General features: G+C 72.5%; 25 protein-coding genes and 1 pseudogene. 13 read left to right on the top strand and 13 right to left on the bottom strand.

Going from position 1 to position 20,602, the window contains the following annotated elements:
* Positions 1-111: 111 nt before the first annotated feature.
* From Sfulv_RS24300 to Sfulv_RS30750, 3 genes and pseudogenes are all read left to right on the top strand, one after another.
* A complete protein-coding gene (locus Sfulv_RS24300; RefSeq protein ID WP_173316632.1) occupies positions 112-684 on the top strand; it encodes a C2 domain-containing protein in 573 nt (190 codons plus the stop codon).
* 346 nt (positions 685-1,030) lie between these two features.
* Positions 1,031-1,204 (top strand): annotated as a pseudogene (locus Sfulv_RS31280) (AfsR/SARP family transcriptional regulator); the annotation flags it as partial.
* Positions 1,205-1,389: 185 nt separating this feature from the next.
* A complete protein-coding gene (locus Sfulv_RS30750; RefSeq protein ID WP_305961404.1) occupies positions 1,390-1,845 on the top strand; it encodes an AfsR/SARP family transcriptional regulator in 456 nt (151 codons plus the stop codon).
* A 75-nt stretch (positions 1,846-1,920) separates the two neighbouring features.
* On the opposite strand, the gene Sfulv_RS24290 is transcribed toward Sfulv_RS30750, so the two are convergent.
* Complete coding sequence (locus tag Sfulv_RS24290; RefSeq protein ID WP_173316631.1) at positions 1,921-2,985, bottom strand: DUF6081 family protein; 1,065 nt, start codon at positions 2,983-2,985, stop codon at positions 1,921-1,923.
* A 170-nt stretch (positions 2,986-3,155) separates the two neighbouring features.
* Between Sfulv_RS24290 and Sfulv_RS24285 the strand changes: the two genes are divergently transcribed.
* From Sfulv_RS24285 to Sfulv_RS24265, 5 genes are read left to right on the top strand one after another with little or no spacing between them, the layout of a single operon-like run.
* The gene (locus Sfulv_RS24285; RefSeq protein WP_173316630.1) at positions 3,156-4,076 is read left to right on the top strand and encodes a pseudouridine-5'-phosphate glycosidase; all 921 of its coding nucleotides are present in this window, start codon (positions 3,156-3,158) and stop codon (positions 4,074-4,076) included.
* Positions 4,073-4,750 carry an HAD family hydrolase gene (locus tag Sfulv_RS24280; RefSeq protein ID WP_173316629.1) on the top strand — a complete coding sequence of 226 codons (678 nt, stop codon included), beginning with the start codon at positions 4,073-4,075 and terminating at the stop codon, positions 4,748-4,750. The genes Sfulv_RS24285 and Sfulv_RS24280 overlap by 4 nt, the downstream gene beginning before the upstream one ends.
* A 44-nt stretch (positions 4,751-4,794) precedes the next feature.
* A complete protein-coding gene (locus Sfulv_RS24275) occupies positions 4,795-5,874 on the top strand; it encodes a DUF6081 family protein (RefSeq protein WP_173316628.1) in 1,080 nt (359 codons plus the stop codon).
* A complete protein-coding gene (locus Sfulv_RS24270; protein WP_173316627.1) occupies positions 5,871-6,287 on the top strand; it encodes a lipocalin-like domain-containing protein in 417 nt (138 codons plus the stop codon). Before Sfulv_RS24275 ends, Sfulv_RS24270 begins: the two co-directional genes overlap by 4 nt.
* A gap of 49 nt (positions 6,288-6,336) precedes the next feature.
* The gene (locus tag Sfulv_RS24265) at positions 6,337-6,747 is read left to right on the top strand and encodes a PPOX class F420-dependent oxidoreductase (protein WP_173316626.1); all 411 of its coding nucleotides are present in this window, start codon (positions 6,337-6,339) and stop codon (positions 6,745-6,747) included.
* An 87-nt stretch (positions 6,748-6,834) separates the two neighbouring features.
* On the opposite strand, the gene Sfulv_RS24260 is transcribed toward Sfulv_RS24265, so the two are convergent.
* A complete protein-coding gene (locus Sfulv_RS24260; protein WP_173316625.1) occupies positions 6,835-7,902 on the bottom strand; it encodes an aldo/keto reductase in 1,068 nt (355 codons plus the stop codon).
* A gap of 3 nt (positions 7,903-7,905) precedes the next feature.
* A complete protein-coding gene (locus Sfulv_RS24255) occupies positions 7,906-8,370 on the bottom strand; it encodes a nitroreductase family deazaflavin-dependent oxidoreductase (protein ID WP_173316624.1) in 465 nt (154 codons plus the stop codon).
* 149 nt (positions 8,371-8,519) lie between these two features.
* On the opposite strand from Sfulv_RS24255, the gene Sfulv_RS24250 reads away from it, so the two are divergent.
* A complete protein-coding gene (locus Sfulv_RS24250) occupies positions 8,520-9,104 on the top strand; it encodes a TetR/AcrR family transcriptional regulator (protein WP_173316623.1) in 585 nt (194 codons plus the stop codon).
* Positions 9,105-9,227: 123 nt separating this feature from the next.
* On the top strand, positions 9,228-10,376 hold the full coding sequence (locus tag Sfulv_RS24245; RefSeq protein WP_246353220.1) for an acyl-CoA dehydrogenase family protein: 1,149 nt from the start codon (positions 9,228-9,230) through the stop codon (positions 10,374-10,376).
* On the opposite strand, the gene Sfulv_RS24240 is transcribed toward Sfulv_RS24245, so the two are convergent.
* From Sfulv_RS24240 to Sfulv_RS24210, 7 genes are all read right to left on the bottom strand, one after another.
* A complete protein-coding gene (locus Sfulv_RS24240; protein ID WP_173316621.1) occupies positions 10,319-10,948 on the bottom strand; it encodes a 4'-phosphopantetheinyl transferase family protein in 630 nt (209 codons plus the stop codon). The genes Sfulv_RS24245 and Sfulv_RS24240 overlap by 58 nt on opposite strands.
* Before the next feature lie 105 nt (positions 10,949-11,053).
* Positions 11,054-12,004: an MBL fold metallo-hydrolase gene (locus Sfulv_RS24235; RefSeq protein WP_256669086.1), complete on the bottom strand. Its 951-nt coding sequence runs from the start codon at positions 12,002-12,004 to the stop codon at positions 11,054-11,056.
* Positions 12,001-12,990: an aromatase/cyclase gene (locus tag Sfulv_RS24230; protein ID WP_173316620.1), complete on the bottom strand. Its 990-nt coding sequence runs from the start codon at positions 12,988-12,990 to the stop codon at positions 12,001-12,003. Before Sfulv_RS24230 ends, Sfulv_RS24235 begins: the two co-directional genes overlap by 4 nt.
* 52 nt (positions 12,991-13,042) lie before the next feature.
* Entirely contained in the window at positions 13,043-13,837 is a 795-nt protein-coding gene (locus Sfulv_RS24225; protein WP_173316619.1) for an SDR family NAD(P)-dependent oxidoreductase, read from the bottom strand.
* 17 nt (positions 13,838-13,854) lie between these two features.
* Positions 13,855-14,112, bottom strand: coding sequence for an acyl carrier protein (locus tag Sfulv_RS24220; protein ID WP_173316618.1), 258 nt, complete (start codon positions 14,110-14,112; stop codon positions 13,855-13,857).
* 72 nt (positions 14,113-14,184) lie between these two features.
* Positions 14,185-15,474 (bottom strand): ketosynthase chain-length factor, encoded by a 1,290-nt coding sequence (locus Sfulv_RS24215; protein ID WP_173316617.1) that lies wholly within the window; start codon positions 15,472-15,474, stop codon positions 14,185-14,187.
* On the bottom strand, positions 15,471-16,736 hold the full coding sequence (locus Sfulv_RS24210) for a beta-ketoacyl-[acyl-carrier-protein] synthase family protein (RefSeq protein ID WP_173316616.1): 1,266 nt from the start codon (positions 16,734-16,736) through the stop codon (positions 15,471-15,473). Before Sfulv_RS24210 ends, Sfulv_RS24215 begins: the two co-directional genes overlap by 4 nt.
* A 174-nt stretch (positions 16,737-16,910) precedes the next feature.
* Between Sfulv_RS24210 and Sfulv_RS24205 the strand changes: the two genes are divergently transcribed.
* On the top strand, positions 16,911-17,921 hold the full coding sequence (locus Sfulv_RS24205) for an acyltransferase domain-containing protein (RefSeq protein WP_256669084.1): 1,011 nt from the start codon (positions 16,911-16,913) through the stop codon (positions 17,919-17,921).
* Here Sfulv_RS24205 and Sfulv_RS24200 read toward each other — a convergent pair.
* Positions 17,903-18,157: an acyl carrier protein gene (locus Sfulv_RS24200; protein WP_069739086.1), complete on the bottom strand. Its 255-nt coding sequence runs from the start codon at positions 18,155-18,157 to the stop codon at positions 17,903-17,905. The genes Sfulv_RS24205 and Sfulv_RS24200 overlap by 19 nt on opposite strands.
* A 120-nt stretch (positions 18,158-18,277) precedes the next feature.
* Here Sfulv_RS24200 and Sfulv_RS24195 point away from each other — a divergent pair, with 120 nt between their 5' ends.
* Together Sfulv_RS24195 and cofC are read left to right on the top strand one after the other, a co-directional pair.
* Positions 18,278-18,736, top strand: coding sequence for a nuclear transport factor 2 family protein (locus tag Sfulv_RS24195; RefSeq protein WP_173316615.1), 459 nt, complete (start codon positions 18,278-18,280; stop codon positions 18,734-18,736).
* 5 nt (positions 18,737-18,741) lie between these two features.
* The gene (gene cofC / locus Sfulv_RS24190) at positions 18,742-19,416 is read left to right on the top strand and encodes a 2-phospho-L-lactate guanylyltransferase (RefSeq protein WP_256669083.1); all 675 of its coding nucleotides are present in this window, start codon (positions 18,742-18,744) and stop codon (positions 19,414-19,416) included.
* On the opposite strand, the gene Sfulv_RS24185 is transcribed toward cofC, so the two are convergent.
* Both Sfulv_RS24185 and Sfulv_RS24180 read right to left on the bottom strand, forming a co-directional pair.
* Complete coding sequence (locus tag Sfulv_RS24185; protein WP_173318176.1) at positions 19,386-19,805, bottom strand: MarR family winged helix-turn-helix transcriptional regulator; 420 nt, start codon at positions 19,803-19,805, stop codon at positions 19,386-19,388. The genes cofC and Sfulv_RS24185 overlap by 31 nt on opposite strands.
* A 130-nt stretch (positions 19,806-19,935) precedes the next feature.
* Entirely contained in the window at positions 19,936-20,412 is a 477-nt protein-coding gene (locus Sfulv_RS24180) for a hemerythrin domain-containing protein (protein WP_173316614.1), read from the bottom strand.
* Positions 20,413-20,602: the final 190 nt, after the last annotated feature.

Raw genomic sequence — 20,602 nt, 5'->3', positions numbered from 1 at the left:
GGCACCGCTCCGTCGGCCCACCACCCCCGCACCGTTGTCCCGCCACTCCCTCTCTAGGGCGACGGGGCACGGTGAGCGGCACATCACCTTCCACAGAAGAGGACGTGCCTCATGCTCTCCGCATCTTCCAGCCGCTTCCGGCTCCGCGCGCTCGCCACGCTCGCCGGCGCGCTCGCACTCGTCACGACGGGCTCCATGACCGCCTGGGGACAGCAGGCCGCGCCCAGGAGCGGAACGAACGGCGCCGGCCCCATCACCGAGCTGGACTTCCTGCTCGGTGACTTCAGCTGCGCGTACACCGATCTCACCCTCGCCGAACCCGTCACGGTGAACGTCGACTGGAAGACGGAGAAGACGCTGGGCGGCGCCTTCTACGAGATGCGCCTGATAGGCACCACACCCGCCTTCGAAGGGCGCTGGGTGTTCGGCCGCAACGCGGTCGACGACGAGTTCACCTCGTTCTACTGGGACACCTGGGGCAATACCGGAACCGCGACTTCCCAGGGCTGGAACGACAACGGCATGCTCCGCTTCAGGGGGCCCTACGTCATCCCGGCGGGACACGTCGCCAGCAAGGACGAGTTCCGTATCGTCGACGGCGACCGGTTCACCGACGACGCATTCATCAGGTTCCCCGGAGAGGAGTGGAAGGCGATCAGCCACGTGGACTGCCGACGGAACTGACCCGGCTGACGCCATTCACGCCCCGGACCTGATCCGGACACCACCGCAAGCCCCGTTCCAGCATGTGGAACGGGGTTCTGTTACGTCCGGACCCCCCTGGATGAGGAATTCACGTCAGGTCAAATCGGCCACGCCCTCCCGGCCGTGGCGCATTTCACACTCAGCCGCCTGGATGACGTCGTCGTATCCGATCCATTAATTTTCAACTTGGCCGGATCCGGCCCCACCGTAGGCCCTCATCAGCCAAACATGATGAATTCATGGACGCTTTCATGACGGATTCACTGTGAAGATTCAAGTTCCTCTGCAAGGCTCCCGTTGAAATTTCCGAACAGGGGGCTTGGTTGTGGAAATCAAAGTATTGGGACCGCTCGACGTACGCCTTGACGGCACATCGGTCGTCCCGAGTGCCGGAAAGCCCCGGCAGATATTGGCTCTCCTCGCGCTGCGGGCAGGACGGATCGTGCCCGTTCCGGTCCTGATGGAGGAGATCTGGGGGGACCGGATACCCCGCAGCGCACAGACGACGCTCCAGACCTACATCCTCCAGCTCCGCCGCAGGATCAGCGCGGCGCGCCCGGACGCCCGGCGCCCCCAGGCCAAGGACGTGCTGAGCACGCGCTTCGGCGGATACCAGCTCAGCGAGCCGGTCCGCAGCAGTGACGTCGTCGACTTCCAGCGGCTCACGGCGGAGGGGGCACGGCGCTGGAGCGGGGGGACGCCGCCCGCGCGGCCGAGCTGCTCGGCCGCGCGCTCGGCCTGTGGCAGGGCCCGGCACTCGTCGACGTGCCGACGGGGCCTCTCCTGGACACCGAGATCCTGGGCATCGAGGAGGGCAGGGCCCGGGCGCTGGAACTGCGGGTCGAGGCCGACCTGCGGCTCGGCCGGCACGCCGACCTCATCGGCGAACTGCGCATGCTGGTGGCGCGGCACCCGCTGCACGAGAGCTTCCACGCGCAGTTGATGATCGCGCTGTGCCGGTCGGGGCACAACTGGCGGGCGCTGGAGGTCTACCAGCAGCTGCGGGCCACGCTCGTCGGCGAACTGGGGGTCGAGCCGTCCGGCCGCATCCAGCGGTTGCACCAGGAGGTGCTGAACGGGGACCAGGGCCGGCTGTCCGACTCCTCCCCCGAGCCCGAACTCCTGCTCAGGGCAGGCTGATCACCACCGGCTGATGGCGATGGAGCGGGACCCGGGGGGGTTCCGCTCCATCGCCGTAGAGGTGGTCAGCCGTGGTCAGGGCCGCACGACGACCCTGGTCGCGTCGAGCCGCATCCGGGCCCCCTGGCCGAAGAGCCGGTTCTCGACCCGGCTCTCTGGGTCGAGGAACGTCTGCTCCACGGGCTCGCCGGCCCGCGGATCGTAGTAGAAGTCCTGCCTGTCCTTGAGCCTGACCAGCGCCTTGCCGTCGGCAGCACCCGGCTTCGCGCCGTCCAGCAGACTGCCCAGGGCCATCCCGCAGCTGATCTGATGGAGCGTCAGCTCCTCCTCGGTCCCGCCGTGGTCCAGCGTCATGTACTTGCGGTCGAAGGCGCGCGTGCCGATCTTGTCGGTGCGCAGCTTCAGCGCACCGTCCACGTACCAGGCGACGCGCTTGCCGCCCTGGTCGACACGGACCTCCAGGTCGTGCATCTCTCCCGGCGCGGTCCTGGCGACCGGTATCGCGTAGCCGTACGCCGCGTAGTCCTCGGTCGCGCTCGGCAGCCGCTCGTAGATGGCGTACACGGCGTCGTTGGTCACCGAGAAGTCGGCGATCGCCTGCGACTCGAAGTCCGCCGTGATCAGCGCGATGGAGGCGAGCCGGATGTCGGACGCCGGGTCCGACACGGTGCGCCCGAACGGGTTCTCGGTGCCGTAGGTCCGGCCCGCCACCCGGTGCTCACAGCTGATGGAGCCGGTGTCCGGGACCTCGAAGCCAGGGGTGCCGTCGGCGGTGTAGCGGTTGGGGAAGGCGATCCACTTGATGTGGTCGTCCGCGCCCTCGCCGCCCTGCGGTCCGACGCTCCGCGCGTACGCGGGGTGGCCGGTCCTGGGGTTGACACCGGTCGGCTTCACGTCGAGCACGCCACCCGCGGTGGAGATGACGGCGTCGCCATCCGGCCATTCGGTGTCGCCGAGGACCATCCAGTCGCCGTTCTCGCCGGAGGAGAACCCGGTGCCGAACCCGTCCTTGAACAGGACCGTGCCGCCGGATTCCGCCGCCTTCGGCGCCGACTGTGCGGTGGCCGGCAGCAGAGCCGTCACCGCTGCCCCGGCCACCAGTGCGTACGCCAGCTTGCGTCTTGCCGTTCGCCTTGTCACAACTACCCCCTGTTTCAGCGTGCTTGCCTCCTCACACCGTGGCGTCCGTCACCGGATTTTCTCTGGAGTACCGCTGCGGCCGTGGCTTCGACGGCTGCTCGACCGGCGCTCCAGCGGGGGACCTGATGGTGGCCGAGCCAGTTCCCACCCATGAGGAAGGACCCCCGGACATGGAACGACAGCCCGATCCGCTGCTCGAGGTCAGCGAGGAGATCGCCACCGCACTGGCGGAGCGCCGTCCGGTGGTGGCCCTGGAGTCGTCGCTCATCACCACCGACCCCTCGTCCGAGACCGCGTCCCTGATCGAGAAGGCCGTGCGGGACGCCGGGGCGGTTCCGGCCACCATCGGGATCGCCGGCGGGAAGCTGGTCGTCGGCCTGACGGACGAGCTCATCGAGCGCTTCTCGGCCACCAAGGGCATCCCGAAGATCAGCGCCCGGGACATCGGTGCCGCGCTGGCGGGCGGCGGCCTGGGCGCGACGACGGTGGCGGGCACCATCGTGATCGCCGAGCGGGCGGGCATCCAGGTGTTCACCACGGCGGGCATCGGCGGGGTCCACCGGCGGGGGCAGGACACGCTCGACATCTCCCCCGACCTGCTCCAGTTCCGCCGTACCCGGATGACCGTGGTCTGCGGCGGCGCCAAGAGCATCCTGGACCACCGGCTGACCGCCGAGTACCTGGAGACCGCGGGCATCCCGGTCTACGGGTACCGCACCGGCAAGCTGCCGGCGTTCGTGGTGCGCGAGGCCGACGTGTCCGTGCAGCGGATGGACGACCTGCACACCGCCGCCCGTGCCGCCGAGGCGCACTGGGAGGTCAACGGACCGGGAACGGTCCTGCTGACCAACCCGATCGACGAGCGGGACGCGGCGGACAACACCGTGGTGGAGACCGCCATAGCCGACGCGCTCGCCCAGTGCGACCGGGACGGGATCGTGGGCAACGCGGTCAGCCCCTACCTGATGAAGGCGCTCGCCAGGGCGTCCGACGGCATGCTGCCGAAGGCCGGCCGGTCGCTGCTGCTGAGCACCGCCCGGGTCGCCGGGGAGTTCTCCGTGGCCCTGAGCGCCGTGCAGGCCGAGCGGTGACCGCCCCCGCGGCGACCCGCGGGGTCATCCTCGACCTGGACGGGACGCTCGCCGACACCCCCGCGGCGATCGCCGCCATCACCGCCGACGTGTTGTCGGCGGCGGGTACCGAGGTGTCCCGTCAGGCGATCCTGGCCACGGTCGGACGGCCGCTGGCCGCCTCGCTCGCCGGGCTGATGAACCTTTCCGTCGACGACCCGAAGGTCACCGCGGCGACCGAGGAGTACGGGCGGCGGTTCGGCGCCCACGTGCGGGCGGCCGGTCCCGCGCTGCTCTACCCCGGCGTCCTCGACGGACTCGAGGCGCTCTCCGCGGCCGGCTTCGGGCTGGCGCTGGCGACCTCGAAGGTGGAGAAGGCCGCGCACGCGATCGCGCAGATCACCGGTCTGGACGCCTGGCTGAAGGTCATCGCGGGCGACGACACCGTGGCACGCGGCAAACCGAACCCGGACATGGCCCTGCACGTCGCCGGGGCGCTCGGCCTCGCTCCCGGGCAGTGCGTCGTCATCGGCGACGGGGTGCCCGACGCGGAGATGGGCCGGGCCGCCGGGATGAGCGTGATCGGTGTCTCGTACGGCGTGTCGTCGCCGGACGAACTGAAGCGGGCCGGGGCCGACACGGTCGTGGACTCCTTCGCCGCCGCGGTCACCGCCGTACTGGAGGGCCACCGGTGAGCCCGGCCCCGAAACATCATCCGACGAGGAAAGGGGCGGCTCCCATGCCGCGCAGAACATTCGTCTCCCGGCACGCCCTGCTGCTGGCCGCCGCCGCGCTGGGCACCGTCATGGCGACGCCCGGAACGGCGACCGCCCGGCGGGACAGCCGCGACTACCGCATGGTCTGGGACGACTTCGCGGACGGCTTCCGCGCCGAGGGCGAAGACGCCCGCTGGTTCCACGTGGCCGGGGGCCCGTACCGGGCCGACGACGGCGTGGTCACCACCCGCAAGGGCGAACTGTCCGTACGGGCACGCGGAAGCCACCCGGTGACGGGCGAGCCCGCCTTCACCCAGACCATCCCCGCCGACAACCCGATCGGTATGCCCGGCTCGGGCGACCACGCCAAGTTCATCGCCTACACCAGCCACACCGCGACGAGCGGGCACCCTGGCTTCGACGCCGAGGACGGTTACGAGCTGCTCTTCGAGACCCGGCTCTCCGGCCGCACCTACGGCACCGCGGGGCACCCCTTCGGCGACGCGGTGAGCGACCCGGACGACGACCTGCGCCTCGCCTCCGCGATGATGCTGACCACGGACCCGGAGACCTCCGTCTCCTTCGACTTCGTGGTCACCAACAAGCGGATCTACGCGTGGTACGGCCGGCCCACCTTCATGCGCGGCGAGCTGGGCGACTACGCCTCCTTCGCCCACACGGTGCCGCTCGCCGACCGCGCTCCGGACGACACCCACCGCTTCGGCATCGCCTACGACCGCGCCGCCGGGGTCGTCCGCTGGCTGATCGACGGCCGCGAGGTGTTCCGGGTGGACCGCATCGGTTTCCGGCTGGACCGCTCGACCGCGACCCTGGACGAGGGTGGTGAGGAGACGCTGATCAAGCCCCGGCAGCTCAACGCCGGTCTGGGACTCCTCACCCTCCTGGACGCCTCATGGCCCACCGACAAGGGGCTCGTCCGGCTCTCCTCGCGGACTCACTCGACGTACTACCGGCCCTCGGTCGGCGCACCCGCCGAGCTGGAGTTCGCGGATGAGGAGAGCACCGAGGCCGGCCGCCTGTTCGGGCAGGGCGCGTCCTTCCGGCTCGGCCCCTACCGGGTCTCCAGCCGGCGCGTGCGATGACCCCGGACGACGTCGTCGGGGTCTGGCGGCTGGACTCGTACACCGAGGTGGACGAGTCGGGCTCGACGGTGGCCGGCCCCCTGGGCGACGCACCGGCGGGGCTGCTGATCTACACCGCGGACGGTCATGTCGCGGTCAGCATGATGAAGACCGGTCAGGGCCCGGCCCTGGAGACCTTCATGGGGTACTCCGGGCGGTGGCGGCTGGCCGGGGACGAGATGACGCACACGGTGCTCGTCAGCGCGCATCCGCGGATGGCGGGCACCGAGCAGGTGCGCCGTGTCGCGCTGGACGGCCCCGCGCTGTCGCTCCGCGGCACGGCCGTGAACCCGGTGGGCGGCCGCGCGCCCGAACGCGTCCTGACCTGGCGACGCGCAGAGAACGACGATCCGACACAGCAGGAGAAGGAGTAGACGTGCCCAGTTACGTGGACGCCCCGAGGGCTGGTGGCGCGAGTTCATCATGGCGGACCCGCCGAGGACCGCCAAGGCATCGGTGGTCCGCAAGGACGGCAGCCCGCACGTCGTGCCGGTCGGCGTCATCATGGACGGCGACGACATCATCTACACCTGCCAGAAGGACAGCGTGAAGGGCCGCTCCCTCCAGCGGGACGGCCGGATCGCCATGCTGTGGGACGACGAGCGGCCGCCGTTCTCCTTCGTACTGGTACGGGGCAGGGCGACCCTCAGCGAGGACCTGGACGAGCTGCGGACCTGGACCGCCCGGATCGGCGGCCGGTACCACGGCCGGGCGCGCGAGGAGGAGTTCTCCGACCGGTTCACGATCCCCAACGGCGTGGTCGTCCGGGTGAAGGTCGAGCACATCGTGGCCAAGGTCAATCTCTCGGAGACGGTCAACGTGAAGAACCCCTGACCGTCTCCCGGCGGCAGGTGGCGAAAGCCGAGGCGGCGGAGGGGCCAGGTGCCCCTCCGCCGCCTCGGCTTCCGTGCCGCCGCCCGCCTACCGCGCCGTCGTGTACTGGTCGTCGGCCGGGACGCGGCGCACCGTGGAGCGCAGGTCGTCGACCTGCTGCCAGCGGTCGCCGTAGATCGCGTTCCGCATCGCGGGGAAGCGGAGGAAGTCGTGCGGGAAGCCCGGCTCCACCCGGCTGACCTCGTCCAGGCGAGCCAGCCACTCGTCCTCCAGGACCGCATCGACGGCCGCGAGGTTGTCGGCGAGTTGCTCCTCCTTGGTGGCGCCGAGCAGGGGAACCACGTTGCCCGGCCGGGAGAGCAGCCAGGCGAGCGCCACCTGGGCGGGGCTGAGGCCCGCCGCCTCGGCGACCCGTACCGTCTCCTCCACGACGTCGTCACCCGGCCCCCTGCCGCCCTGGCCCCAGGCGACGTGGTCCAGCCTGCCGCCCTCGGACCGCAGGTACTTGCCGGTGAGCCGGCCGTCGGCCAGCGGCCCCCAGGCGAAGACCGGGAGGTCGAACGCCTGGGCCATCGGGAGGAGTTCGCGCTCGACGGTCCGTTCGAGCAGGTTGTACCTGATCTGGAGTCCGGCAAACGGCGACCAGTCGCGCAGCTCGGCCAGGGTGTTGGCCTGCGCCACCTCCCAGGCCGGCCAGTCGGACACGCCGACGTAGAGCACCTTGCCCGCGCGCACCTGGTCGTCGAGGGCGCGCATCACCTCGGGCACGGGTGTGAGGGTGTCGCGGGCGTGCACCCAGAGCACGTCGAGGTGGTCGGTGCCCAGGCGGCGGAGGCTCGCCTCCAGGGAGCGCACGAGGTTCTTGCGGTGGTTGCCCGAGGAGTTCGGGTCGCCGGGGTGCGTCTGCATCGTGTACTTGGTGCTCAGCACGAACCGGTCGCGGTGGCCGGCGAGGAGCTTGCCGAGCGTCGTCTCCGCCGATCCGTCGCCGTACTCGTTGGCGGTGTCGATGAAGTTGCCGCCGGCGTCGGCGTACTGCCCGAGAATCCTCTCGTGGACCGATCCGGGCAGCTTCCAGTCGTCGCCGAACGTCATGGTGCCCAGCGCCAGCCGCGAGATCCGGACTCCGGTCCTGCCGAGCAGCGTGTAGCGCACGGCTCAGTCCTTCCGGCTCAGGAGGACCAGCGGGATCTCCCGGTCGGTTCCGGCCTGGTAGTCGGCGAACGCCTGCACCTCGGCGGCGGCCTCGGCGAAGAGGCGGTCGCGCTCCTCGCCGGACGGCACCTGGCGTGCGATGGCGGAGTAGGTCTCGTCACCGGCCTCGACGGTCACCTGCGGGTTGACCTTGATGTTGTGGTACCAGGCGGGGTGGGTGGCCGCTCCGCCGTTGCTGCCGAAGATCAGCAGGCTGCCGTCCGCCTGTCCGAAGTAGAGCGTGGGCACCGTGCGGGCGAGGCCGGATCGGGCGCCCTTGGTGGTGAGCAGGATCAGCGCCGCGCCCTCGAAGGGGCCGCCGACCTTGCCGCCGTTCTCCCGGAACTGCTGGATGACCTGGAGGTTGTAGGCACCCGGGTCGTCGGCGGCGGGGGCGGTGGGCGCGGGGTCGAACTGCACTGAAGTCATGGTGACTTCCTCTCCGTCTGGACATGCGGGTGAACTGTTCGGCGTGGGCGTACGGCGAGCCTAAACGGAAAATCTTCCGCTTCGCAAGGAACGGCCTCGCGAGCCGCTTGAGCGGCCGGTCCGGGAGCGGTCGGTCTAAGCTCTCGGCCATGTCCGCAGCTCCCGAACGCGCCGACGCGGCGCGCAACCGCCACCGCATCCTGACCGCCGCGGCCCGCATGGTGGCGGCGGGAGGGGTGGAGCGCCTCGCGCTGGACGAGGTGGCCAGGGCGGCCGACGTCGGCGTGGGGACGGTCTACCGGCGCTTCGGGGACCGCGCGGGGCTGGTCTTCGCGCTGCTGGCGGAGCAGGACGAGCTGTTCCGGGCCCGGATCGCGGCCGGTCCGCCGCCGCTGGGGCCGCACGGCCGCCCCGCGGAGCGGCTCCGCGCCTTTCTCCACACGCTCGTCGACCTCTCGGTGGAACAGCGGCAGCTGCTGCTGCTCGCCGAGTCGAGCTCGCCCGCCGCGCGCTACCGCAACGCCTCGTACGCTTTCCAGCACGCGCACACGAGCGCGCTCGTGGCCGAGCTGCGCCCGGACGCGGACGCGGCGTACCTGGCGGACGCCCTGCTCGCCCCCTTCGCACCCGGTCTGGTCGACCACCAGGTGCGCGCGGGCGGGTTCACCCCGGAGCGGATCAAGGACGGGCTCGACCAGTTGCTGCGCGGACTGCTGCCGCCCGGCGACGGCTGACCCGTCCCCCACGGGCGGCGGGAAGAAGGGCCGCTGTCGAGCCGGTCTCCAGCCGCCTTCCAGCGCCGGGCGCAAGCGTGGCGGTGACGGGTGCGCGAACGCAGACCGCGCACGATGCGGTCCATGGGAGGCACGACGATGCTGGACACCGAGGAACTGGCCGGACAGGCCGCCGCATCAGCACGGACGGCGGAGGAAGCCCGCACGCTCGACCCCGATGTGGTCAAACTGCTGCTGCACGCCGGGTTCGCCCGCCATTTCGTGCCCCGTGCCCACGGCGGCACCGAGGGCACCTTCGCCGAGCTCACGGACGCCGTGGCCCGGGTCGGCGCGGCCTGTCCCGCCACCGCCTGGTGCGCCTCGCTGGCCGCGAACCTGGGCCGGATGGCCGCCTATCTGCCCGCCGATGGACAGCGGGAGGTCTGGGAGCAGGGCCCCGACGCACTGGTCGCGGGCTCGCTCTCCCCGTTCGGCAAGGCCGTCCCCGCGGCGGGCGGCCACATCCTGTCCGGCCGCTGGCCGTACGTCAGCGCGGTGGCGTACGCGGACTGGCTGCTGCTGTGCGCCACGCTGCCCGACGGGGCCGCGCCCCGGGTCTTCGCGGTGCCCCGCTCCGCGGTGGACGTGGTGGAGACGTGGGACAGCGCCGGGATGCGGGCCACCGGCAGCCACACCGTGGTCGTCGCGGACCTGTCCGTACCCGCTCGGCGCTCCTTCGCCCGCGCCGACCTGCTGACCGGCACCCCCGTCGCCGCCGGCGCCGCCTGTCACACGGTGCCGCTCGAAGCCTCCAACGGCCTGTCCTTCGCGGCGCCGCTGCTGGGCGCGACGGACGGGGCACTCGGCCACTGGACGGCGTACGCACAGGTCAAGGCACGGTCGGCGGTGCTGAACCCCAAGGCGCCAGGTCCCAGCCGTGAGGCGCTGGCCGGGGTGCTCGCGCACGCGGCGGGGGAGACGGACGCCGCCCGGCTGCTGCTGGAACGGTGTGCGCGCGTCGCCGACCTCGGCGCGGACGTGTCGCCGCAGGAGATCCGGCGCAATCTGCGGGACACGGCCCTGGCCGTGCGGATGCTGGCGTCGGCGGTCAACCGGCTGGTGGCGAACGGCGGGACGACGGGGTTCAGCGAGGACCGGCCGTTGCAGCGGTACTGGCGGGACGTCAACGCGTCGGTGACGCACATCGCGCTGCAGTTCGACGCGGCGGCGCTGGCCTACGCGGAGGGCCTGCTGTGGACCACGCAGACCAGCAGCCCGCAGGCGGCGCGGTAGCGTCCTGACAGCACCGGCAGGGCGGGCCCGGCCTCGGGGGCGGGGCCCGCCGGCGCGGCCGTCAGATGACCGGTGCTCCCGCCGCGGCCGCCCGGAACCCCGGGGCCCGGGTCGGTACCGGGCAGGAACGCGACCCGGACCGAGCGGAAGGTCAGCGGGTCGGCCGTCAGCGGGTTCCACGCCTTGTAGACCGCCTCCTTGACGCTGAACAGCAGCGTCTCCCAGGGCAGCCCCGCCACGGCGGGCAGCGCGGCGAGGTGCGCCAGCTCCTCGCCGGACGCGATCGCCGCCACCACCGCGGGCCGCAGCGGCACGGCGCGCTCCGCGTCGATGCCGAGGACGCCGCCGCGGCGGGCCGGGGCGGCCACCGCCGCCCGGTAGTCGGCGCTGTGCGTGATGCTGCCCGTGAACCCGGCCGGCCACAGCGGCTCGCCGCGCCGTCCGCGCCGCAGCGGGCCCGTGGGGTCGGGCGCGCCCGCCGCGGCGAGCGCCCTGCGGGCGCACCAGCGGGCGGTGGTGAACTCCCGGCGCCGCCGGTCCACCGCGGCCGCGCCGAGCTCGGCCTCCTCCACCGGGTGCGCACGCAGCCCGACCGGGTCGCCGAGGCAGTCCGCCGCGTGCGCCCGGTCGGGAAGCAGCCCGTCGAACAGCCCCGGCGAGGCCGTGGGGGCGGTCGCTCAGGCATGGGTGCGGGGCAGGACACCGCCGTTGTACTCGACCATCTCGCCGAAGATCCCGATCACGTCCAGCTCGTGGCCGAGGGGATCACCGGCCAGTTCGGAGTAGGCGCGGTGCAGGTTGGCCACCAGCCGCTCGGGATCGAGCAGGCCGGCGAACTCCCCCGGCCCGGCCTCGCGGGCGAGCTGGAGGGGTGTGAGCCCGGCGGCCCGGCCCTGGGCCGCGGTCTCCTGGAGCCGCAGGAAGTACTCCTCGGTGTGGGCCAGTGCCTCGGGACCGCTGACCGGTCCGTGACCGCCGACGACGGTCAGCGGCTCCAGCTCGCGCAGCAGGCGCAGCGTGTCGAGGCTGCCCGCGACGGACCCCATCAGGACGAACGGCGTGCAGCCGGGCAGTACGACGTCGCCCGCGAACAGCACGCGCTCGCGCGGCAGCCAGACCAGGGTGTCGTTGGTGGTGTGCGCGGGCCCCGGGTGGATCAGCTCGATGACCCGGTCGCCCTGGTGCAGGGTGAGTCCCTGACGGAACGTCAGCTCCGGCAGCATCAGCTGGATGTCGCCCCAGTCGACGGACGGCCACAGGCCGGTCAGCCCGAGACCGGCCGCCGCCATCTCCGTACGCGTGCGCTCGTGGGCGACGACGACGGTGTCAGGCCCCGCGAGTTCGGCGTTGCCGAAGGTGTGGTCCCCGTGGAAGTGGGTGTTGACGATCAGCCGGGGCCGTTCGGGGGTGAGGCCGTGCAGGGCCGCGCGCAGGGCGCGGGCCCGGGCCAGGGTGGCCGCCGTGTCCACGAGGACCGGCCTGCCGCCCCGGCCGGGTTCGAGCAGGATTCCGGCGTTGCTCACGCACCAGCCGCCCTCCGGCTGGATGTAGGCGTACGTCGCGTCGGCCACCTCCTCCAGCCGGCCGGGTGCCCGGGCCGGCGCCCCGGCCTCGGCGGGAGCGGTCACCGGCCACCGCCCGTGTCGCCGAGCCGGTCGCGCATCGCGCGCAGGGTGCCCCTGCTGTTCGCGCCGATGATGTCGCGGGCGCGCACCATCGCCTGAGCGGTGGTGGTGCCCGCCCCGAAGACCTCCTCGACGGCCTCGGGGTCGATCGCCACGGTGTGCCGGGCGGTGACCCGGGTGCTTTCGGGGCCCCGCGTCACCAGCCACTCGCCGGAGTGGGCCAGCAGACCGCGCGGCGGTGTCGTCTGCTTGTAGACGATCCGTTCGGTGCCGAAGCACAGCCGCACCGACTGGGTGAAGTGGGTGCTGCCGTCGGCGGCCGAGGTCTGCATGTCCATCGTCTGGACGTCGGCGCCCGCCGTCGTCTCGCCGGCGGGGACGGTCTCCACGTCTATCCCGGCGACGTGCGGCAGGTACTGGGGCCACAGGTCGGCGCGGTACAGGAAGTCGTAGACGTCGGCCGCCGGGGCGTCGACCGTCTCGTGGTCGCTGAAGGACACGATCAGGGAGTCCGGCTCCTGGGGCCGTTCCGCCCAGGTGCGCAGCGCCGCGATCTCCACGGTGCTGTTGGCGTCCAGCGCCGCGGCGATCCGGTCGACCGCGTTCGGTTCGCCTGACGTGCTCCAGCGGTGGCCGAGTTCCAGCCTGCCGGGCGGGCCGTCCTCGAACCGCCAGTGCCCGGTCATCGCCGTCAGCGGTGGTGCCGGGTTCTCCTGGGCGAAGTCGATACGCCGGGCCGCCGGGTCGAGTACCCGGCGCGAGGTCCAGCTGCGCACCTCCAGGCCGACCACCGCCCACAGCCTGATGCGCTGGACGTCATCGGTGCGCTCCAGCTCCTGGGACCAGATGCAGGGCGCGAAGAGCAGCGGCCAGCGCCCCACGTCCTCGATGAGCCCGTAGGCGCGGTCGGCCGGTGCGGCCAGCTCCGTGACGTGCTCGGCGGAGCCGGTGGGGCTGTCCGCGGTCCTCGGTTGCGTCGTGGTGTCCACGCGGTACTTCTCCTCAGTCCGGGTGTGTGCCGGGATTCGGGGCGGGCACGCCTCAGTAGTTTCCGAGACCGCCGCAGACGTTGATCGCCTGTGCCGTGACCGCCGCGGCCGCGTCCGAGACGAGGTAGGCGACCATCCCGGCGACCTCCTCGGGCTCGGTGTACCGGCCGAGGGGGATCTTGGCGTTGAACTTCTCGAGGACCTCGTCCTCGGTGGTGTCCCAGATCCGGGCGTAGTGCGCGCGCACGTTGCCCGCCATGGGTGTCTCGACGTAGCCGGGGCACACGGCGTTGACCGTGATGCCGCTCTTGGCGAGCTCCAGGCCGAGCGCCTTGGTGAACCCGACCACACCGTGCTTGGACGCCGAGTAGGGGGCGCCGAACACGACTCCCTGTTTGCCGCCCGTCGAGGCGATGCTGACGATCCTGGCGCGCTTCAGTTCCCGCATGCGGCCGGTCGTGAGCACCTGCTTGGTGATCAGGAAGACACTGTTGAGGTTGGTGTCGATGACGTCGTACCAGAGCTCGTCGGGTACTTCGGCGGTGACGCCGCCCCCGCTGCGCCCGGCGTTGTTGACCAGTACCTCCACCGGTCCGAACCGGTCGACGGCGGCCTGCACGAACTGGCGCACGGCGTCGGCGGAGGTGACGTCGCAGGACTGCCCGTCGACGGTGAGGCCGCTCTCCCTCAGCTCCTTGACGGTCTGGGCGAGCGCCTCCCCGTCCCGGGCGCAGAGGTAGAGCGGGTGCCCGAGGGCGCCCAGGGACTCGGCGACGGACCGTCCGATGCCACGGGTGGCCCCGGTGACGACGGCGGTGCCCCGGGTGGTCTGCTGTTCCTGCTCCATGGTGTCGGCCCCTTCCCTCAGGCGGCCTGGACGGCGGACTGGTTGACGAGGTCGAGGAACTCCCGGGGGGTGGTGATCTCGCTGACCTCGTCGTCGGAGAGGGTGACGCCGTAGCGCTGCTGCACCGTGGCCGCCGTCTCCAGCAGGGCGAGCGAGTCGTAGCCGAGGTCGGTGAAGGTGACGTCCAGGCTCTCGGAGGTCAGTACGACGTCCTCGTCGGCGCCTGCGCACTCGGTGAGCACACCTGCCAGATCGTGGAGGGTGATGACTGCCATGGGACAACTCCTCGTGTGTGGTGTCCGGCCGGCGCCGGGAGGCGGGGCCGGGTGTCGGGAGGGAACGGGGTGTCAGGAGGCGCCGGCGGCCCGTACGACCACGGCGGCGTTGAAGCCGCCGTGGCCGCGGGCCAGCACCAGGGCGGTGCGCAGCGGTCCTTCGCGGGGGGTGTCGCGCACCAGGTCGAGCCGGTGGCCGGCGACCGGGCGGCCGATGCCGGCGGTGGGCGGCACCACCCCGTCGCGCAGGGCGAGCAGCGCTCCGGCGACGTCGAGCGGGGCTCCCCCGCCGTACAGCCGGCCGGTGAGCGTCTTGGGGGCGGTGACCGGCACGCCGTACGGCCCGAAGAGCGAGCGCAGTGCCGTGGCCTCCTCCTCGTCGGCCGCGGGCGTTCCCGCGGCGTCGGCGAAGACCACGTCCACGGATTCGGGGGTCAGTCCGCTGTCGGCGAGGGCGAGGCGCGCGGCGCGTTCGAGGCCGGGCGGGCGTCCCGATCCGGGCCTCGGTGAGAAGGTGGCTGCGTATCCCGCGATCTCGCCGTACACCCGTGCGCCGCGCGCCCGGGCCGCGGTCGCGTCCTCCAGTACGAGGATCGCGCCGCCCTCGCCGGGCACGTGCCCGGCCGCGCGGGCGTCGAAGGGCAGGTACGCGGTGGCCGGGTCGGTGCCGCGCGAGAGCCGGCCGCTCGCGATGTGTGAGGTCAGCCCCCAGGGATCGAGGGAGGAGTCCATGCCGCCGGTCAGTGACAGCTTCACGCCCTGGCGCAGGGTGCGGCGGGACTGGCCGATGGCGTCGAGGCCGCCCGCCTGCTCGGAGACGAGGACGCCGCTCGGTCCGCGCAGCTTGTGGCGGATGGAGAGCTGCCCGGTGTTGACCGCGTAGAACCAGGCGAACGACTCGTACACGCTCACCTTCTGGGGACCCTCGGTCCACAGTTTGCGGATCTCCCGGTGGGTGAAGCCGAAGCCGCCGGTGGCGTTCGAGGTCACCACGCCGAGTGAGTAGTCGCCGTAGCCGTCCTGGCCGGCGAGTTCGGCCGGGTCGGCGCCGGCGTCGGCGAGCGCCTCGGCGCCCGCGACCAGGGCGAGGCGGGTCACCCGGTCGGTCTGCGGGAGCAGCCGTCCCGGGATGTGCTCGGCGGCGTCGAACCCGGTGATCGAGCCGACCAGCCGGGAGGGGTAGCGGGAGGCGTCGTAGTCGGTGACCGGTCCGATGCCGCTCTCACCGCGCAGGGTCGCCTGCCACCACGCCTCGGTACCGAGGCCGTTGGGGGCTGCGACGCCGATGCCGGTGACGACGGCGCTCGGCCTGGTGGTGTCCCCGGCCGTCCCGGGGGCGGGCGATGTGGCCGTCGCTGTCATCGCGCGGTCTCCTCTCGGGTGATCACCATGGCGGACTGGAAGCCGCCGAAGCCGCTGCCGACGCTGAGGACGTTGTCCACGCGGTGTTCGCGGGCCTCGTTGGGTACGTAGTCCAGGTCGCACTCGGGGTCGGGCTCGTGCAGGTTGGCGGTGGGCGGTACGGCGCTGTTCTCCATGGCGAGGGCGCAGGCGGCGATCTCGATGGAGCCGATGGCCCCGAGCGAGTGCCCGACCATGGACTTGATGGAGCTGACGGGGACCCGGTAGGCGTGGTCCCCCAGGGTCTCCTTGAACGCGGCGGTCTCGTGCCGGTCGTTCTGCTTGGTGCCCGAGCCGTGCGCGTTGACGTAGTCGACGCGGTCGGGCGCGAGACGGGCCTGGTCGAGCGAGTGCCGGATGGCATCGGCCATCTCGGTCCCGTCCGGGCGCAGCCCGGTCATGTGGTACGCGTTGCAGCGGGTCGCGTAACCGCCGATCAGCCCGTAGATGTGGGCGCCCCTGGCCCGGGCGTGCTCCAGCTCCTCCAGCACGAACATCGCGGCGCCTTCGGCCAGGACGAATCCGTTGCGGGTGCGGTCGAACGGCCGCGAGGCGTGCTCGGGGTCGTCGTTGCGCGGAGTGGTGGCCTTGATCGCGTCGAAGCAGGCGACGGCGATGGGTGAGATCGGGGTGTCGGCGCCACCGGCGATCATGACGTCCACGGTGCCCTCGGCGATGAGGTCGCGGGCGTATCCCACCGAGTCGAGCCCGGAGGTGCATCCGGTGGAGACCACCGTGGCGGGTCCCTCGGCGCCGACCGTCCACGCGACCTCGGCGGCCAGGGAGCTGGGGACGAAGGCGTCGAACAGATGCGGCGACACGTAGTCGCTGTCGACCTCCCACAGCTTTCCGCTGTCGCTGAGGACGAGGTACTCGCGCTCCAGGCTGGTGGTGCCTCCGACCGCGCTGCCGATGCTGACACCGGTGCGGTGCGGGTCGAGCTTCACGAATTCCAGGCCGCTGTCGGCCAGGCACTCCCGGGCGCTGACGACGGCGAACTGTGCTGCCCGGTCGAGCCGTCGGGCCTCCCGCGGGCTGAGCCCGTACCGCTGTGGATCGAAGTCGACTTCGGCGGCGACCTGGGAGCGGAAGCGGGAGGGGTCGAAGAAGGAGATCGTACGGGTGGCGGTGCGGCCCGAGACCAGCAGGTCCCAGAACGCCTTCTTCCCCACCCCACCCGGCGCGATGACGCCGATTCCGGTGATTGCGACACTTCGGTTCACTGTTCTGCCCCTCGTTCGGCTGCTTCCGACTGTCGGTGCCGCTCCTCGACCACCGCTCGAATACGACTGGCGCCCCGAAACGGCGGGTCCACCGCCGGTCCACTCCTCGTCGAGACGGCGGGGCGAGGCTCGGCCCGCCCGCCGGAGGAGCCGGCGGACGGAGGGGGAGGCACTGTGGAGCTACGCCGACGTGTGCTGCTGCTGCCGGGCCAGGGGGCGCAGCGTGAGCGCATGGCCGCCGGACTCTACGGCGGGCGTGCGGAGTTCACGGCGTCCATGGACACGTTCTTCGACCGGCTGGGTGGGCACGGGCCGGCGCTGCGGGCGGCGTGGCTGCGGCCGGCCCCGAATCCGGCCATGGACGACGCCACCGTCGCGCAGCCGTTGCTGCTGGGGGTGGGGTACGCGCTGGGACGGTCCGTGGGCGCTGCGGGCGGCGGTCTCGACCTGCTGCTCGGGCACAGCGTGGGCGAGCTCGCGGCGGCCTGCCTGGCGGGGGTGTTCGACGCGGCGGACGTCGGAGCGCTCGCCGCGGCCCGGGCCGGGGTCCTGACGGACGCGGGCCACGGCGCGATGCTCGCCGTGGCCGGCAGCCCGCGGGAGCTGTCGGCGGACCTCGGGCCCGGGGTGGCCGTCGCCGCGCTCAACGGTCCGCGCCAGACCGTGCTGGCGGGCCCCGCGAAGGAGCTGGCGGACACGGCGCAGCGGTTGCGCGCCGGCGGGCGGATCGTGCGCGCGCTGCGTTCCGGTCATGCCTTCCACAGCCCGGTCATGGAGAGCACGGCCCGGCGTTCCGGTGAGGCTCTGCTGGCCTTCGGGCCGCGGGCCCCCAGGGCGGGGGTCACGGTGGTCTCGTCCCGTACCGGCGCCCCGGTGACCGCGCGGGAGGCCCGGGACCCGCACTTCTGGGGTGGTCAGCTGGCCACCCCTGTGCGGTACTGGCCCGCCCTGGAGCATCTGCTGGACACCTGGGGGCGGCGGCCGGGGCTGCTGCTGCTCGACGGCTCGGCGGACGGCAGCCTGGGCGCCCCCGCCCGGCACCATCCCGCGGTGCGGGAAGGTGCCAGCGAGGTCGTACCCCTGCTGGCCCGGGGCCGGGACTGCGGTGGTCCGGGGGACGAGCGGGCCTTCGCCGAGGCGCTCGCCCGGCTCGCGGAGTGCGGGGGTCAGGCCGCGGTGAGCTGACCGCGGACGTGCTGGATGAGGGAGGCGGGGGTCTTGAGCTCGTCGAGCTCCTCGTCGGGGATGCTGACGCCGAAGTCGTCCTGGATGCGAAGGACGATCTCGTACACGGTCAGCGAGTCGAACCCCAGGTCGGTGAATTCGGTGTCCAGCGTGGAGTCCTTGATCTCCTCGCCGGTGGCTCCGCCGAAGCATGCGCTCACGACGTCGCGGAACTCTGTGATGGTGAAGTCGGCCATGCGGAACACAGTGTGCGCGGGCACTCGACGGGGGGTGGAGACCGGCTCGACACCGGCCGGACAGCCGCCGCTCCGCCGCCCCTCGATCCCGCCTCCAGCCGTGGCGCCCAGCATCGGTCCATGACCACTGACGAGACTCCCGGACCCAAGATCCCCTCGCCGGAACTGTACGTCGAGGTGACCCAGTTCTACGCCCGCCAGATGCACCGCATGGACGGGGGCGACTTCGGCGGGTTCGCCGCCTCCTTCTCCCAGGACTCGGTGTTCGCCCCCGCGGGCGGCGGCGGACTGCGCGGCCCCGAGGCCATCGAGACGGCCGCCCGGGCCGCGGCGGGCCGGTTCGGCGGCGCGCAGCCGCGGCACTGGTTCGACATGATGACGGTCGAGGAGGCGGACGACGGCACCGTCTCCACCAGTTACTACGCGACGGTGACCGTCGCGTCCTCGGACGGTTCCGTACAGGTGGAACCGACCTGTTTCGTCCGCGACGTCCTCGTGCGCGTGGCCGGCACGCTGCGGGCCCGGTCGCGGGTCATCGAGCGCGACGATCTGACGGCCCGCGCCCGAGCCGAGGGCTGATCCCCGTGTGGTCGGTGGTACTGCCGGTCAAGCCGTTCAGCTCGGCCAAGAGCCGGCTCGCGGCCGGACTCGGCCCGTGGCGCAGGGAACTGGCGCACGCCTTCTTCCTGGACACGCTGCGGGCGGTACGGGCCACGACGGGCGTGCGCACGGTCGTGGTCGTGACCTCCGACCCGCTCGCCGCGACTCAGGCCCGCACGATGGGCGCCGCCGTCTGCCCCGACACCCCCGGGCTCGGTCTGAACGCGGCGGTACGGGCGGGCGCCGCCCGGGCCGCGGCGCTGAACCCGAGGGGGCCGGTCGCGGTGCTCACCGCCGATCTGCCGGGGCTGCGCCCGCAGGAGCTGGCGGAGGTGCTGGCGCAGGCCCTGCGCCACCGGCGCACGTTCGTCCCCGACCACACCGGTACGGGGACGACCGTCCTCACCTCACTCGTGCCCGCCGCGCTCTCACCGAGCTTCGGTGCCGGTTCCGCGCGGTCGCACGCCGCGAGCGGGGCCTTCTCGATCGGTCCGGCGGCGGACAGCGGCCTCCGGCTCGACGTGGACACACCGGAGGACCTGGTCCTCGCGACGCGGCGTGGGGTGGGTTCGTTCACGACGGCGGTCCTGCGGCTGCGCGAGGCCCTCGATCCCACGGCCGGTCCGGCTCATGACGTCGCGGCGAGTGCTTCCTCGTAACCGTGGATGACGCGCACGACGGTGGCGCGCTCCTGAGGGCTGAGGCCGTCGAGTACCTGGTGCCACGCCCGGGCGCTGCTGGCCAGCCAGGCGTCGACGGCCCCGCGCGTGGCGGGGTCCTCGCTGATCGAGACGATGCTGCGCCTGCGGTCGCCGGGGTCGGGGCGGCGGTCGACGACACCCTGGCGCTGGAGGTCGCTGACCATCAGGCTGACGGTGGTCGGTGCGACTTCGAGCCGGGCGGCCAGGTCCTTGACCGGCGTGGGCCCGTCGAAGAGCAGGCAGGACAGCAGGGACAGGTGCCTGGGCGCCAGCCGCAGTGAACGGAGCTGCTCAGGCACCGGTGTCCGCTTGGCCCGCGAGATCAGCCGCGGCATGGTGAGCAGCATCGCGCGGACCGCGTCATCCGTGGTGAGACGGTCTTCCGCGCCCCGCTCCCCCGGCACCTCTTCGGCCTCTGCCACGGTCACCTCCAGTCCAGGTCGGACACGGTACCCGACCGTCCTCGCCCACCGGCTCTCAGGTCGTGGGCGGCACGATGACGCCGAGGGCGGGGAGCAGGTGCGTCTCCTCGTAGCGGAAGTGCTCCTCGAGGCCGGCCACGGTCCGCTCCAGTTCCTCCTTCAGCCAGGTGACGTCCTGGCCGTCGTCGGCCGCTACGAGCTTGCCGAGCCGTTCGAGCCCCGCGGCCACCTGCCGGTGCTCCTCGCGGAGCCGCTCGATGACGGGGGCGATCTCGGGGTAGCGCTGCTCGAAGACGGGAAAGGCGCTGTCCTCCATGGTGTGGTGGTGGTGCAGCCCCAGGCAGTACTCCAGGCAGCGGGCGCGCAACTGCTGGATGAGCGCGGCGTTGGCTCCGGCGTCGCGGACCGCGCCGGGGCCGCCCGTCTCGTCGAGGGAGGCCCGCAACTCCGCGAGCTGGGCGCGCAGTTCCCGGTGGCCGGTGAGCAGTTGTCGCCCCGCGGCCTGACTGTCGATGTCCTGGGGAACGGGCATGAGCGGCCTCCGGCGAAAGTTGGTTTGCTTCCAAAGCAAATGTACCTTGAGGTTACCGATGCCCGCGCGCCCCCGTCAATCGACCGCCGCGCGCCCGGCTCTGGCCCGGCGCAGCCTCCGGGGCGCGGAGTTCACGCCCGGGCACGCCCCCGGCCAGAGCTTCGCGGAGGAGTGCGAAGGAGGCGGGCGT

The organism is Streptomyces fulvorobeus (genome assembly GCF_013167895.1).
In the GTDB taxonomy this organism is placed as follows: Bacteria; Actinomycetota; Actinomycetes; order Streptomycetales; family Streptomycetaceae; genus Streptomyces; species Streptomyces fulvorobeus.
Note: the sequence above shows the minus strand (reverse complement) of the source record. Positions and strands in the feature narration are given on the sequence as shown.